The 13,537-nt window shown below is 53.5% G+C and carries 12 protein-coding genes, 1 tRNA gene and 1 pseudogene; 6 read left to right on the top strand and 8 right to left on the bottom strand.

Annotation, left to right across the window (positions count from 1 at the left end; genetic code table 11):
- Positions 1-60: 60 nt before the first annotated feature.
- The 4 genes from ACTCIA_RS09510 to mnmG form a co-directional block, all read right to left on the bottom strand.
- On the bottom strand, positions 61-3,279 hold the full coding sequence (locus ACTCIA_RS09510) for a zinc-ribbon domain-containing protein (RefSeq protein WP_463001576.1): 3,219 nt from the start codon (positions 3,277-3,279) through the stop codon (positions 61-63).
- Positions 3,276-3,815 carry a hypoxanthine phosphoribosyltransferase gene (hpt, locus tag ACTCIA_RS09505; RefSeq protein ID WP_463001575.1) on the bottom strand — a complete coding sequence of 180 codons (540 nt, stop codon included), beginning with the start codon at positions 3,813-3,815 and terminating at the stop codon, positions 3,276-3,278. Before hpt ends, ACTCIA_RS09510 begins: the two co-directional genes overlap by 4 nt.
- 266 nt (positions 3,816-4,081) lie before the next feature.
- Complete coding sequence (locus ACTCIA_RS09500) at positions 4,082-5,038, bottom strand: DnaJ C-terminal domain-containing protein (protein WP_463001574.1); 957 nt, start codon at positions 5,036-5,038, stop codon at positions 4,082-4,084.
- 83 nt (positions 5,039-5,121) lie between these two features.
- Entirely contained in the window at positions 5,122-7,068 is a 1,947-nt protein-coding gene (mnmG, locus tag ACTCIA_RS09495) for a tRNA uridine-5-carboxymethylaminomethyl(34) synthesis enzyme MnmG (RefSeq protein WP_463001573.1), read from the bottom strand.
- A gap of 129 nt (positions 7,069-7,197) precedes the next feature.
- Between mnmG and mnmL the strand changes: the two genes are divergently transcribed.
- Entirely contained in the window at positions 7,198-8,106 is a 909-nt protein-coding gene (gene mnmL, locus ACTCIA_RS09490; RefSeq protein WP_463001572.1) for a tRNA modification radical SAM protein MnmL/YtqA, read from the top strand.
- A gap of 96 nt (positions 8,107-8,202) precedes the next feature.
- Here the strand turns inward: mnmL and ACTCIA_RS09485 are convergent, their stop codons facing one another.
- From ACTCIA_RS09485 to ACTCIA_RS09475, 3 genes are all read right to left on the bottom strand, one after another.
- On the bottom strand, positions 8,203-9,372 hold the full coding sequence (locus ACTCIA_RS09485; RefSeq protein ID WP_463001571.1) for a Fic family protein: 1,170 nt from the start codon (positions 9,370-9,372) through the stop codon (positions 8,203-8,205).
- 266 nt (positions 9,373-9,638) lie between these two features.
- Positions 9,639-9,731, bottom strand: a tRNA-Ser gene (locus tag ACTCIA_RS09480).
- A gap of 81 nt (positions 9,732-9,812) precedes the next feature.
- The gene (locus tag ACTCIA_RS09475; RefSeq protein ID WP_463001570.1) at positions 9,813-10,196 is read right to left on the bottom strand and encodes a four helix bundle protein; all 384 of its coding nucleotides are present in this window, start codon (positions 10,194-10,196) and stop codon (positions 9,813-9,815) included.
- Between the two features lie 180 nt (positions 10,197-10,376).
- Between ACTCIA_RS09475 and ACTCIA_RS09470 the strand changes: the two genes are divergently transcribed.
- From ACTCIA_RS09470 to ACTCIA_RS09455, 4 genes are all read left to right on the top strand, one after another.
- Positions 10,377-10,613, top strand: a complete 237-nt coding sequence (locus ACTCIA_RS09470) for a ribbon-helix-helix protein, CopG family (protein WP_463001569.1) — start codon at positions 10,377-10,379, stop codon at positions 10,611-10,613.
- Positions 10,610-11,035, top strand: coding sequence for a putative toxin-antitoxin system toxin component, PIN family (locus ACTCIA_RS09465; protein ID WP_463001568.1), 426 nt, complete (start codon positions 10,610-10,612; stop codon positions 11,033-11,035). The genes ACTCIA_RS09470 and ACTCIA_RS09465 overlap by 4 nt, the downstream gene beginning before the upstream one ends.
- A 295-nt stretch (positions 11,036-11,330) precedes the next feature.
- The gene (locus ACTCIA_RS09460) at positions 11,331-11,564 is read left to right on the top strand and encodes a DUF433 domain-containing protein (protein WP_463001567.1); all 234 of its coding nucleotides are present in this window, start codon (positions 11,331-11,333) and stop codon (positions 11,562-11,564) included.
- Complete coding sequence (locus tag ACTCIA_RS09455; protein ID WP_463001566.1) at positions 11,561-11,926, top strand: DUF5615 family PIN-like protein; 366 nt, start codon at positions 11,561-11,563, stop codon at positions 11,924-11,926. Before ACTCIA_RS09460 ends, ACTCIA_RS09455 begins: the two co-directional genes overlap by 4 nt.
- Here ACTCIA_RS09455 and ACTCIA_RS09450 read toward each other — a convergent pair.
- Positions 11,866-12,081 (bottom strand): annotated as a pseudogene (locus ACTCIA_RS09450) (transposase domain-containing protein); the annotation flags it as partial. The gene ACTCIA_RS09455 and the pseudogene ACTCIA_RS09450 sit on opposite strands and share 61 nt — an antisense overlap.
- A 176-nt stretch (positions 12,082-12,257) precedes the next feature.
- Between ACTCIA_RS09450 and ACTCIA_RS09445 the strand changes: the two are divergent.
- Complete coding sequence (locus tag ACTCIA_RS09445) at positions 12,258-13,466, top strand: site-specific integrase (protein ID WP_463001565.1); 1,209 nt, start codon at positions 12,258-12,260, stop codon at positions 13,464-13,466.
- Positions 13,467-13,537: the final 71 nt, after the last annotated feature.

Genomic DNA, 13,537 nt, shown 5'->3' with positions numbered 1-13,537 from the left:
TCATTTGAAAACCATGGAGTCAACATAAAAGTTCGGCTCCAATACCGGCATCAAATCCTGTTACGACTTCTCAGACGAGAGCGCATCCACGGTCAGCTCGGCAATCCCGTCAGGGGGATTGGCAAACACGGCCATAAAGGGCAGATTGCCTCCGGCCTGCACCACCGGGGACTGATTGGCGACAGTTGCAGTCCTGCCAAGGGCCTGCCGGATTTCTCCGGGATCAAGATTACTGAGCTGCTGCTGTGTCAGGGTGTTGCCGCAAATGACAGCGGTTGCATCCATGCGGGTGCCCTGCTGATCATACACGCCGGCTTCCACCCGGATATTTTGGCGGGCATGATCATAGCGGTTGGTGATACTGCCGGTGATCACCAGAATTTCGCCGGCGCTTTGATTGTCCATGAACTGGTAGGAGGGGTCGGAAACCGCAATTTTCTGGTTTCCGGGATCCGGGGCTCCCGACTTTTCCATGGGAAGCCCGTAATAATAAACATATGCCCCGGCCGCAGCCGCAGCCAGGATCACCAGCAAGGCCAGTATTTTCCAGACCGGCTTTTTCCGTGCGCCCACGGGCTGAAAACCATCTGCTGCATAACCGCCGGATTCCTTATCAAAAACACTGTCTTCTCCCAGGTCCTGATCCGGGCTTTGGGAATCTTCCGGGCCATCGGTCACACCTGAAAAGAAAACCGTCTCCCCTTCTTCCTCTGTTTGCGAAAACTCATCGTCTTCCCCGACATCCTCGGTTTCTGAGTCCACAGCCTCCAGGGAAACGCTTTTTTCGTCAACGAATTCATCCTCATCGCCTTCAGCAAACATGGTTTCCAGGTTCAATTCAAAATCATCTTCTTCTGTGGCGGCAGAGGCGGAATCCATGTCATCTGACAAATCCAGGTCCAGATCGGCAAAATCTCCGGAGTCTGCTTGATCTTTTTCCGGCATCCCGGTTTGCCGATCTTCGGCCGCCCCGGCCCGGCTTTCTGTTTCAGCCGTGTCCAGGGCCCCGGGCTCATCAAGCTCAAGTGAAAAATCTTCGGCTTCAGCCGGGGATTTCTCCTCCTCCAGGTCCAGGTCAAAATCCTCCTGCACCGGCGCGTCCTGTTGTTTCTCAGGTAAAAAATCCGCACCCGCGTCTTCACCCGTATCCATGGTCAAATCCAGCTCCAGGTCTGAGTCCGCTTCAGAATCCGGCCCGGGTTCCTGTATTTTTTCTTCAGCAGCAGCCTCAGCCGGAGCTTGTTGAGATACTTCACCAGCGACATCATCCGGGGTTTCGTCAAAATCCAGATCCAGATCCGCCAGGAAATCATCCTCGTCATCATCTTCCTGACCAGAGTCGCCCAGCTCCAGATTCACCTCATAGACCCCGCGGGATTCAGATTTTTCTTTCTTATCCGGCTCCACCGGCGCGGGTTCCGCCGGGGCTGCGGGGGGGGCTGAAGGGGCGTCCGGTTCTTCATCTGCAAAGTCCAGATCCAGATCCTCATCCCCATCCTTGTCAGCACCGGCTTCAGTCTGCTCAGGGCTTTCCTCAAAATCAAAGTCCAGCTCCAGATCAAACAGATCTTCTTCGGTTTCCCCGGGTTTATCGTCCTTGCCTGTCATTTCGTCTGTTTCCACTTTGGTTTTTTTTTCCCCGGGAACCGCAAAACCAGACCCCTGATGATCTTCCAGGGACGCGTCTTCGTCCAGATTCAGCTCAAATGTATCCAGATCCAGGTCAAATTCTTCCTGCGCAGTCTCAAAGGAAGTTCCCGTTTCTTCGTCGCTTCCGGCACCCTGGGCAAACTCGGAAATCTCCATTGGTTCTTCATCAGCAAACGCTACCTGCTCCTGCTCCTGCCCCTGTTCCTGTTCAAATGCCGGCTGAATTTCAGTATCGGCAATCAGGTCGGAAAAATTTAGCTCTGCATCCGCTCCCTGTTCCGGTTCCGGTTCCGGTTCCAACTCCAGATCATCCGGCTCCTGCTCGGGGAGGGAGCCCAAAGTGGCATCAAGTTCGCCCGCCTCCAGCGTGAGATCGGAAATCTCCAATGTTTCTTCATCTGTTTCTTCATCAACAGGGGGCTGCTCCTGCTGCTCAAATTCCGGCTGCATTTCAGCGTCGGCCGTCAGGTCGGAAAAAGTGAGTTCTGCATCGGATTCTGCAGTGGTCTCGGGTTGAAAAGACGCAAAATCCTCACCTCCATCAGCTTCCAGGTCAGAGAGATCCAAATCCGCCTGCGCCTGAGAATCTGAAAGATCCGGCTCCGGCTCGGAAGAAATGTCTGAAAAATCTTCATCCAGATCAAAATCAAAGTCTTCCTGCACGCTCTCAAAATCAACTTTCTGTTCGTCTAAATCCAGAAAATCCTCTCCGCCCTGCGCGTCAACTGTGTGGCCGGATAGATCCAGGACCGCATCGGAATCATCCGCAGCTTCAGCCCCGGGTTCAGCAAAGGCCCCGCCGGATTCGGCCTCCAGATCAGAGAGGTCCATATCGGCTTCAGCCCCGGAATCAGAAAAATCCAGCTCCGTGTCCGCTTCAAGGTCTGAAAAGTCCAATTCCGGCTCATCTTCTGCCTCCACAGGGCCCGCGGCCGGCTGAGGCGGCTTGGAAACGTCAGCCAAATCCGGGCCGGCTTCAGCCTCCAGATCCGCCAAAGAAAAATCAGCTGTTTCTGTCTGCTTTTCCAGGCTTGAAAGCTCCAGGTCAGCGTCTTGTTCCAGGTCTGAAAAGTCAAGATTCGCGGTTTCTTCCAGGGCCGAAAAACTCATCTCAGTGTCGTATTCCAGATCCTCCATATAGATTTGATCCGGGCTGTCTTCGGAAAAATCCGGAAAGTCGAGTTCAAACGAGTCCGCCTCCCGGGAGTCAGCGGTTTCATGGGTTGCCAAATCAGGCCCGGCACCCGGGGCGGTTTCAAACAAAGACCCGGACCGGGCAGCCGGGAAATCCGCATCCTGTTGCCTTGGCGGGGCATCAACGTTTTCAGCCTGAGAGGGTCTGCCGGATGGCTCTGCCTCAAAATCTTCGGCAAAAAACGCATCCAGCTGCTTTTCGGTTTCAGCAGCATCGGCGAGAAACGTGGCGCTGCCGGGATGGGAAAAATCAGCCTCTGACGGCGGGGTTTCTGCTTGTTTTTCAGAAGGCTTTTCAAACTGCGGTTCCGATACGGCTGGATAGGCCACAAAAACATGCTGGCATCTGGAACATCTCACCGTGGACCCTGACGGGCGGATCATGCTGGACTTGACTTTATAACTCGTGCCGCAAGCCTCACAGGTGACGATCATTTTTTCCCCTCGCTGGCTGAAAATTGTAAATGGTAGATGGCGGGCAACTGCCTGTATTGCTCGGCATAATCCAGGCCATAACCCACAAGAAATCCTTGTTCCGCGCGGTGACACCAATAATCCGGGCGCAGGTCAGTCTGCCTGCGCTCTGTCTTGTCAATACAAGCGCACACCCGGATGCTTCTGGGCTGGCGGCAGGCAAGGCAGGCAATCAGCCGCTGGATGGTCAGACCGGTGTCCAGAATATCCTCGACGATCAGTACGTGCTTGTCTTTGATGTCGATTCCCAGGTCATCCTGCACCCGGACATCCCCGGAGGAGTGATCACAATGGCCGTAGCTCGACGCGGTGATAAAATCAATCTCCACCGGGAGGCTGATATACCGCACAAGGTCGGCCATGAAAACAAATGCGCCTTTTAACACTCCGATTAACACCAATTGTTCATCTTTATAGTCGGCTGAAATCTGCTGCCCCAGGCGGGCAACTTTTTCCTGGATCTCTTCTTGGCTCAGGACAGGTAGCAGTTCAGGCATCAATATTTTATCAAATGAAGGGTTTATCGCAACAGGCACTTTCACCCGAAACCATTTTTCAGAGGTCGCTTTATGGCGGAAGTGTATGCAAAAGATTTGCTTTTGTCAATAAAATTGCCTTATTGCCGCACCAAAACACAAACTTTCAGGATGCCGGATGCGCTGGCCGACACTGAAAAAAGGGTTTTGGGGGCACAAAAAAAGCGCCAATCACAACAGGTTATCTGCTGTTGGCGCTTTTTCAGACTCAGGGAAAAAGCCCTGGATCAGAGCCCGGTTTCTGCCAGGGACTCCACCAGCTCTTTTTGCTTTTTGCTCAGCTTTTTGGGCATTTTCACGTTGACCACCACGTACATGTCGCCCCGGCCGCTGCCGCGCATGTGGGGCAGGCCCCTGCCGGCCACCCGGAGTTTGCTTTTGGGCTGGGTCCCCGGCGGAATTTTCATATTGATCTGCCCGCCGTCCACTGTGGGCACTGTCACGCTTGTGCCCAGCAGGGCTTCTGTGAGATTGATGTCCCGGTTGACGTAAATGTCAAATCCCTCGTTGGAAAACACCCGGTCGGGAACAATTTTGGAGCGGATATACATGTCCCCGGCCGGACCGCCGTAGGGGCTGGGCTGTCCCCGGCCGGCCAGGCGCACCTTTTTGCCGTCAATCAGGCCCTTGGGAATTTTCACGGTCAGGGTCTCGGTTTTGCCCGATGGCGTCTGCACGGAAACGGTTTTTGTCACGCCGGTGGCGATTTCCTGCAGAGTCAGGGGCAGCTCGGTTTCAACGTCTCTGCCCTTGGCTTCCATGCTCTGCTGCCGGCCGCCTGCGGCATCGCCGAAACCAAACATGCTTTCCGGGTCAAAGGAAAACCGGCCCTTTTGCCCGCTTCTGCCACGGCCGCCGCCAAATGAAAAAAACGAGCCGCTGCCGCCGCCAAAGCCAAACTCCCGGAGAATATCGCCGAGATCCACATCCCGGAAAATGTCATCCTGGCTGTAGCGCTGCCGGAAATCCTCGTCACCGTAAGTGTCATACTGCTTGCGCTTTTCCGGATCACTGAGCACGGCATAAGCCTCGCTGATCTCCTTGAACTTTTCCTCGTTTTCCTTGGAGCCCGAGGAGTGGTCCGGATGATATTTCATGGCCAGCTTGCGGTAGGCCTTTTTGATATCCTCCTGGGATGCGCTTTTGTCCACGCCGAGTATTTTGTAATAATCCTTCTGGGCCATATCTGCATCACCGTTTTCATATTTTATTTGTAAAATGGGTCTGTGTTGTCTCGGTCATTAAAATAATTCACATCCCACGGATGTCAACCCCGACCCGGCGTTGAACCATCCGAAAAATTTATGGATTCGTTGTGGGCGGATGCCCCTGCACCCCCGTGTCCCCCGCTGCGGGCCTTTAAGGCCACCATGAGCACGGACAGGGCCGCCGGGGTGATGCCCTCGATGCGCGAGGCCTGGCCCATGGATACCGGCCGGACCCGGGAGAGTTTTTCGCGCAGCTCGTTGGACAGGCCGTGCACTCCGGAAAAATCAAAATTTTCGGGTATGGGCGTTTTTTCCAGGCTTTTGAATTTTTCGATTTCCTTTAGCTGCTTGCGGATATAGCCGTCGTATTTGACCGCAATTTCCACCTGACCGATGACCCGGGCGTCCAGCGGCCGGCCCGGCGGGGCGAATTTGCGGATCACGTCATAGTCGAGCTCGTTGCGCTTGAGCAGCTGGGCCGCCGGCGTGCCCGTGGTTACAGCCGCGGACTTGCGTTCGGCCAAATACCGGTCCAGCTCCGGGCCCGGGCGGATGGCTGTTTTGCCAAGCCGATTGATCTCGGCTTCGATCTGCTCCCGCCGCTGCTTTAGCTCCTTGGCCGCATCATGGCCGATCAGGCCCAGATCATGGCCGATTTCCATCAACCGCAGATCCGCATTGTCCTCGCGCAGCATGAGCCGGTACTCGGCCCGGGAGGTAAACATCCGGTAGGGCTCGGACGTGCCCCGGGTGACCAGATCATCGATCATCACGCCCATGTAGGCCTGGGACCGGTCCAGGACAAAGGCCGGCCTGTGCTGCACCCGGCAGGCCGCGTTGATCCCGGCCCACAGCCCCTGGGCCGCGGCTTCCTCGTATCCGGAGGTGCCGTTTATCTGGCCGGCCAGATACAAGCCCGCCACCTTTCGGGTCTCCAGGGTGGGCAAAAGCTGCATGGGATCCACGTAATCATATTCAATGGCATAGGCCGGCCGCATGATTTCGGCCTGCTCCAGCCCGCAGATGGTGCGCACCAGCTGCACCTGGATCTCCAGGGGCAGGCTGTTTCCAAGCCCGGAAACATAAATTTCCTTTGTGTCCAGGCCTTCGGGCTCCAAAATCACCTGGTGGCTCTGCCGGTCCGGAAACTTGACCACCTTGTCTTCAAACGAGGGGCAGTACCGGGCCGAAACCCCGGAGATAAACCCGCCGTACAGCGATGACCGGGAGATATTGTCTGCCACCGTGCGGATGGTTTGGGCATTGGCCGCGCCAATAAAGCTTGGCACCTGGGGCAGGGGCAGGCCGGTGGATGAATAGGAAAAGGGGCGGGGCGATTCCTGGGAGTCCTGGCGCTCAAGCACGGAAAAATCAATGCTGTCGCGGTGCAGCCGGGGCGGGGTGCCGGTTTTCATCCGGCCCATGGCAAAGCCCAGGGCCCTTAAATCCGCGGAAAGCCCTTCTGCGGAAAACTCCCCGGCCCTGCCGGCCATAAACGAATTGTTTCCGATATGCACCCGCCCGGCCAGAAACGTGCCCGTGGCCAGAATCACGGTTTGCCCGTAAAATGCAAACCCGGTGCGGTCCACCACTCCGACGGCCTGGTTGTCTTCCACCAGGAGCCGGTCCACCAGCACCTGCTTGATGTCAATGCCTGGTGTGTCTTCGAGCACCGCTTTCATGGCGGTGTGATAGCGGATCTTGTCGTTCTGGGTCCTGGAAGAGTGCACGGCCGGGCCCTTGCGGGTATTTAAGGTCCGGAAATGAATGGCGGTGCGGTCCGTGACCCGGGCCATCTCCCCGCCCAGGGCGTCGATTTCGCGCACCAGCTGCCCCTTGGCCATGCCGCCCACAGACGGACTGCACGGCATGGCCGCGATCTTGTCCAGATCAATTGCGGCAAGCATCACTTGGCAGCCCATGCGCGCTGCGGCCAGGGCCGCCTCGCATCCCGCATGGCCCGCGCCCACCACGATCACGTCATATGTTTTGTTCTGCTGGTTCATTGCACCGGCTCATGGTTCGTGATAAGGTTTTCTTAATCTGGGCGATTTTGAAAAACCGATTTGAAACTCTTAATGTAGGATCTGCGACACGGCCGGTCAAGGCATTTGACCGCCTTATGCAGCAAATTCATGCAAAACCGCTACACAGACTTAAACACCTATCTGCGGGGCCTGTTTGGCTGCAGGGTGCAGAAAATCACCATTGACGCGGGCCTGGGTTGCCCCAACCGCGACGGCACCCTTTCGCGCGCCGGCTGCATTTACTGCAACCAAAAGGGTTCTGGCACGGGTGCGGCCGCGCAGGGCAAATCCATCACACAGCAGGCAGAACAAGCCAAACACGCCCTGATCCGTCGGTATAAGGCCAAAAAATTCATCGCCTATTTCCAGTCCTACACCAACACCTATGCCCCGACTCATCGTTTAAAGGAGCTCTATGACGAGGCCCTTGCCGTGGAGGGTATGGTGGGCCTTTTTGCAGGCACCCGGCCGGACTGTGTCAATGATGAAAACCTGGATCTGCTGGCCAGCTATCAGGATCAATACCTGGTATGGGTGGAATACGGTCTGCAGTCTGTCCATGATGCCACACTTTCGCGCATCAACCGCGGCCACGATTTTGCCGCATTTGAAAACGCCGTGGAAGGCGCCAGAAAACGCGGCATTCACGTGTGCGCCCACGTGATTTTGGGCCTTCCCGGAGAATCGGAAAAACACATGATCCAGACCGCAAAAACCCTTTCTGCCATGGACATCAACGGTGTTAAGATCCATCTTCTCTACGTGGTCAAAAACACCGTGCTCCACCAGTGGTATGACCAGGGCAGATACACCTGCCTGACCCAGAACGAATATGTCAACCTCACATGCGCGTTTTTAACCCACCTGCGGGATGACATCATCATCTCCCGCCTCACCGGCGACCCCCACCCCGAAGAACTCATCGCCCCAGCCTGGGCAATCAACAAAACCCAGACCCTAAACCAGATCCGAAACACCCTGGAACAGCAAAACCTTTATCAGGGCATGCACGCCTGAGTGCGGCTTTTTTTCCCATCCCCGCCGCAAAACAAAAAAGCCCGGCCACTTGACCGGGCGTAAAATTTGATATGGCGGAAAGAGAGGGATTCGAGCCTACCTTTCCGGCAGCTCCGTGCCACGATTCATGATCTCGATATAGTCCGCATAGCTGAATAGTCGGTTGCGCTTCTGGGCGGTCAACTCCTTTACAATGCCGAGGTTCTCCAAATGGCCGAGAGCCTTGTTAACCGTTGCCGGAGTGATGCCGGTCTTCTCTGCCAGTGAACCCGAGGTGGCAATGGGCTGCTCCATCAGTGCCCGGTGAACCTTTAGGCTCGATGTCGCCGCCCTGCCGAGATTGCTGATCTTGTCGCGGTCCTGGTTGGACAAGTCGAGGAGCTGCCGGGCGGTTTCTACCGCCTGGGTGGCGGTGACGATAACCGCCTCGGCGAAGAAATCGAGCCAGTCTTCCCAGTCGCCAGTCAGGCGCACGTTGTCGAGCAGCTCGTAGTAATACTGGCGATGCGCCTTGAAATAGAGACTCAAGTAGAGCATCGGCTTCAGCAACACCTTTTGTTCACACAAGAGCAGGGTGATCAGCAGGCGTCCCAGACGGCCATTGCCATCCAGGAAAGGATGAATCGTCTCGAATTGTACATGGGCCAGAGCCGCCTTGAGCAGCACTGGCGTCGGTTCCGGCTGATCATGGAGAAAAAGCTCCAGCTTGCTCATGCACTCGATCACCTTTTCGGCCGGAGGCGGCACAAAAGCTGCATTACCTGGTCGAGTGCCGCCAATCCAGTTCTGGCTGCGCCGGAATTCTCCCGGTGTCTGATTGTTCCCCCGGCCCTTGGCCAACAAAACGCCGTGGATTTCTCGAAACAGCCGCAGCGACAACGGCAACCCATCCTTGAGCAGGCGCAGGCCGTGGTCAAGGGCCGCGACATAGTTGCTGACCTCCCGAACGTCATCCAGTGGAACACTTGGTTCCTGATCCAACTCGAACAGCAGCAGGTCAGAAAGAGAAGACTGGGTTCCCTCGATCATGGAAGAAAGCACCGCTTCCTTACGAATGTACATGTAGAGGAAAAGGGAGGTGTCCGGCAGCAGGGTCGAAACGCTGTCCAGCCGTCCTATCGCCAGCAGTGCCTGGTCAAACTTGCTGCGCAGCTCCGGCGTCCAGTCGATGGGCGGATGCGGCGGCAGTGGCATAGGCACGAAGGCCTTAGCTTTTTCACCTACCGTCGATAGGGTAACGTATCTGCCTTGAAGTCCTCGCTTCATTCTGACCTCGAACCTAAAATAAGATCTTCCATTATTTTATTTTAGCCCAATATGTTAAAATAAAATAACGAGAAAGAAAAATCAATTGGAAGATGTGATCTGAAGAGATGGAGGCAAGCTGCAACCCTTCGAAATGGGAATTCACTCTATCCAATCAAAGCTCCCTTGGAAAAGCCTGAATATTTTTAAAGTGGTGGCCAAAGTGGTGGCCAAGCCCCTCTAAAAACAAAACGCCCGGTCACTTGACCGGGCGTAAGTACCTGATATGGCGGAGAGAGAGGGATTCGAACCCTCGATGGAGGTTTCCCCCCATACTCGCTTAGCAGGCGAGCGCCTTCAGCCGACTCGGCCATCTCTCCGCAAAAATACTGCAAAAATCATTATTTTTCAGGTTACATAACAGCCCTGCCAACCGTTGTCAAGAAGTCAGAAAAGCCTGATCATTGGTTTTTGCAGAAGGTTTCGGGTTTGTTGATCATGGCACCGAGCATGCGGCCTATATCACGGCAGGCGCTCATGAGCCGATCGTGACATCCATCAGAAATATAACGGCATTTTTGAGCCGTATCCAGCCAATGCTGTGTTTCCGCCTGTTCTCCGTCTGCATCACTCAATTTACTCATAAAATGAGCCGGATAACGGCGTTTCTGCCACGCCTCGGCAATATTGCCGCCTATGGATCGAGACGATCTCCGAATCTGATCCGTCAGGCTATACAATTCCTCTTTTGGAAACTCCTTTGTCACCTCAAAAATCTCCTGCTGCAACTCAAAAGCCGCCCGATACACCCTCAACTCCCGAAAACTCGAAATCCTCTCTCCCATCGCACCTCCCAGACTCTGTCCTCTGTCCTCTGTCTTCTGTCTTCTGTCCTCTGCCTTCCGTCCTCTGTCCTCTGCCTTCCGTCCTCCGTCCTCTGTCCTCCGTCCTCCGCCCATCCTTGACACCATGGTGTCCTGGTGTTAATGTGATAAAGAAATCTATTAACGATAAAGGAAATATTCATGAGCAGACTAACCATAACCCTTGACGATGATCTGCATCGCGCGCTGAAAGAGACCGCCGCGAGGCAGGGGCGCAGCATCAGCGGGCTCATAGAGGAAAGCCTGCGGCTTCGGGGCATCCAATCCATGGAAAATGCCCGCCAGCTGGTTGCACGCGCCCGCTCGGAAGCACAATGCAGCGAAGCAGACGCAATCAGCCTTGCTGTCGAAGAAACACGGGCACATCGATCTAAATGAACACGCGCATTTTTATCATCGATACCAATGTTGTCGCTGCCGGCCTTATCACCAACAAGTCCGCCAGCCCGACCGTCAGAGTTCTTGATGCCATGCTGGAAGGCGATCTGCTTTACCTTTTGACTGCCGAACTGTTGTCTGAATACAGAAGTGTTTTGCTTCGTCCCGGGCTTGTTCGCCTCCATGGACTCAACGAATCCGAAGTTGATCAACTCCTGACGGAAATCACGGCCAACGCTATCTGGCGCGAGCCCGAGTCCAATCCGCACCACGCCTCTCCGGATCCACAGGACGTCCACCTGTGGGCTCTTTTGGCCTCGGAACCAACTGCTGTTCTGATCACCGGAGATCAGTTGCTAATTAAAAACCCCATGCCCCAAAGCTCAGTCATCTCCCCCGCAACCTGGGCCGAATCATTTTAATTCTCAAGTATATCAAAAACCCGCCACTTTTCCACTCTGTCATAATGGCACCACTTTTTGCCCATCAATTCTTCTCCTTTCCCCCCTTGAACCTTGCACCTCTCCCCTTTCCAACAACCATCTTTACCCTTATCCGAAATATGTAAAGCGTCCCCGGGATTACGGAATTATTAAGACTTGCAGCTTTTCTTTAAGTGTTGTACTTTACGGAGAAGAGCGAGTTTAACAGCTTTTACAAGGGACAACGGTCCAAAGAAGCAACGGATAAAAATATACCGAAAAAAAAGGACTAACCATGGGAAAAAAATTTGACAGAATTACCATAGACCCTGAACTCATGAATGGCCAGCCCTGCATAAGGAATATGCGCCTGACTGTGCGAAGAGTTGTTGAAGCAGTGGCACTTTATCCTGACTGGCAGAATTTGAGGGAAGAGTACCCTGAATTGGAGAAGGAAGACATCCGCCAAGCTCTGGAATTCGCCGCAACCAATTTAGATACGCAAACAATGCATCTGGAGGTTGCTTGATCCGTATTTTGCTTGACCAGGGCCTTCCACGCTCAACTGCGTCTAATTTACAGGGTGAAAAATGGGATATCCTGCATGTCGGTGATATTGGATTGAGCAAAGCACAGGATACAGAGCTGATCGAATATGCCCGTGAGAACGGGAGGGTAATTATAACACTGGATTCGGATTTTCATGCGTTTATAGCAGTAACAAATGCCGAATCTCCATCTGTTATCCGGATACGAATAGAAGGCCTCAAAGGTCCGGATATGGCTCTGCTTATAAGGCAGATATGTAAGCGCTTAGGGAAGTACACCCTCTATGCCGCCGGCAGGGCAATCTGGTCAGGCGAGAGGTTCTGCGGCAGCAGGTTCCGGTAATCATCCTCGGTTCCAGCCAGGGGCAGCTGCTCAAACAGATGCCTGAGGTAAAAATAGGGTTTGAGCCCGTTGGCCTTGGCCGTTTCAATCACGCTGTAGAGGGCGGCACTGGCAGCAGCCCCTTTGGGATGGCCGTTAAACAGCCAGTTCTTACGGTTATGCTGAATTCCACATAACCGTAATTATGCAGATACTTCAATTATGCGGAATTGATTTTGGAATGTTTTCAAACCCCGTGTTTTTCCTTCCTCAAGACGATTTAATCATTTCCATCGCTCCACATAAATAAGAGTATCATCCTTACCCACCCCAAAGAAAGGAGGATGCTCTTATGAATGAAATTTTTTTTGTCAATTGGCAGTATGATCGTTTTGGTCCTGTCTCGCCAGCAGTTTTTTCCATTTTTAACGATTACCTTATGGATAGGAGATATTGCGATACTACTATACGAGCTTACACGGCGTCGTTGGAACATTTTGGATACTGGCTTGCCAAAAGACCGGATTTCGAGAAGGAAATTAACCAAAGGAATGTTCAAGCGTTTCTCGATCGTCATCTTCCAGATTGTCATTGTCCTGATGCTTTTCCCCGAAATCTCAAAATCGTTCGAGCAGCGCTGAACCAGTTTCTTCAGATGAAGGGGCTTTCCCGTTATAAAAAATCCCATAATGAAACACATCCGGAAATTGCGGCTGCTATTATGGAATTTGATTGGTATCTTCAAAGGGTTTGCGGACTTGCTGAAGCTACCTGCTGGTATCATCGTCGTCACGTTCGTATGTTCCTTTTGTGGCTCTTCGCAGAGGAGCCGGTTGAAATTAATAAGATCACCCCTGAAACTCTTTGCTATTTTGTTGCCCAGCAAGCCGGAAAATACCGCACGGGTAGCATGGGCGTTTTGGTTTATTCCCTTCGGACTTATTTGAAATTTCTTAGATTTGCCGGCCATAAAACAGTTTGTGAATCTGCCAAAATCCCCCGTCCACCAAACTGGTCAGCGGCAAATCTTCCTCGTGCACTTCGGCCGGAAGAGTTAAAAAAATTCTTTGATACTTTCAATCGTTCAACTGCAATTGGTAAACGAGATTATGCCATGGCCCGGTGTTTGGCAGACCTTGGACTGCGCTGTTGCGAAGTGTCCCAGCTGCAGTTGGATTCATTGGACTGGCATCGAGGATTATTGTCTTTGACCAAAACTAAGAGTAGGCGTGAAGACATACTCCCCATTCCCGATACAACAGGGCAAGCAGTGGCCGACTATCTTCGGAAAGGACGGCCTGAGACCAATATTCGTAGTGTATTTGTGCACCATCGGGCTCCAGTTGGATTGGCTGTGCAAGCAAGTACCGTCCGCGGTGCTGTCCGGCGGGCCTTCTCCCGGGCCGGTTTATCTTGGACGGGAACGCACATTCTTCGAAGCACAATTGCCAGCCATCTGTTTAATGGCGGAGTTTCTCTCAAAGAAATTGCTGATCTTTTGCGCCATCGCAGCCTTGACACTACCAAATTGTATGGGTGTGGCTCTTTTGCATTGTCCTAAATTTTGATTGTTTGTTGTTCTATACTGTTTCATAGTCTAAAAGTTTTACTTGATCCTTCTCAGGTGTGCGC

Source organism: Desulfosalsimonas sp., assembly GCF_055149105.1.
Note: the sequence above shows the minus strand (reverse complement) of the source record. Positions and strands in the feature narration are given on the sequence as shown.

Coding starts and splice junctions, on each gene's coding strand:
- ACTCIA_RS09510 (WP_463001576.1), bottom strand. CDS start 3,279: ATGATCGTCACCTGTGAGGCTTGCGGCACGAGTTATAAAGTCAAGTCC.
- hpt (WP_463001575.1), bottom strand. CDS start 3,815: ATGCCTGAACTGCTACCTGTCCTGAGCCAAGAAGAGATCCAGGAAAAA.
- ACTCIA_RS09500 (WP_463001574.1), bottom strand. CDS start 5,038: ATGGCCCAGAAGGATTATTACAAAATACTCGGCGTGGACAAAAGCGCA.
- mnmG (WP_463001573.1), bottom strand. CDS start 7,068: ATGAACCAGCAGAACAAAACATATGACGTGATCGTGGTGGGCGCGGGC.
- mnmL (WP_463001572.1), top strand. CDS start 7,198: ATGCAAAACCGCTACACAGACTTAAACACCTATCTGCGGGGCCTGTTT.
- ACTCIA_RS09485 (WP_463001571.1), bottom strand. CDS start 9,372: ATGAAGCGAGGACTTCAAGGCAGATACGTTACCCTATCGACGGTAGGT.
- ACTCIA_RS09475 (WP_463001570.1), bottom strand. CDS start 10,196: ATGGGAGAGAGGATTTCGAGTTTTCGGGAGTTGAGGGTGTATCGGGCG.
- ACTCIA_RS09470 (WP_463001569.1), top strand. CDS start 10,377: ATGAGCAGACTAACCATAACCCTTGACGATGATCTGCATCGCGCGCTG.
- ACTCIA_RS09465 (WP_463001568.1), top strand. CDS start 10,610: ATGAACACGCGCATTTTTATCATCGATACCAATGTTGTCGCTGCCGGC.
- ACTCIA_RS09460 (WP_463001567.1), top strand. CDS start 11,331: ATGGGAAAAAAATTTGACAGAATTACCATAGACCCTGAACTCATGAAT.
- ACTCIA_RS09445 (WP_463001565.1), top strand. CDS start 12,258: ATGAATGAAATTTTTTTTGTCAATTGGCAGTATGATCGTTTTGGTCCT.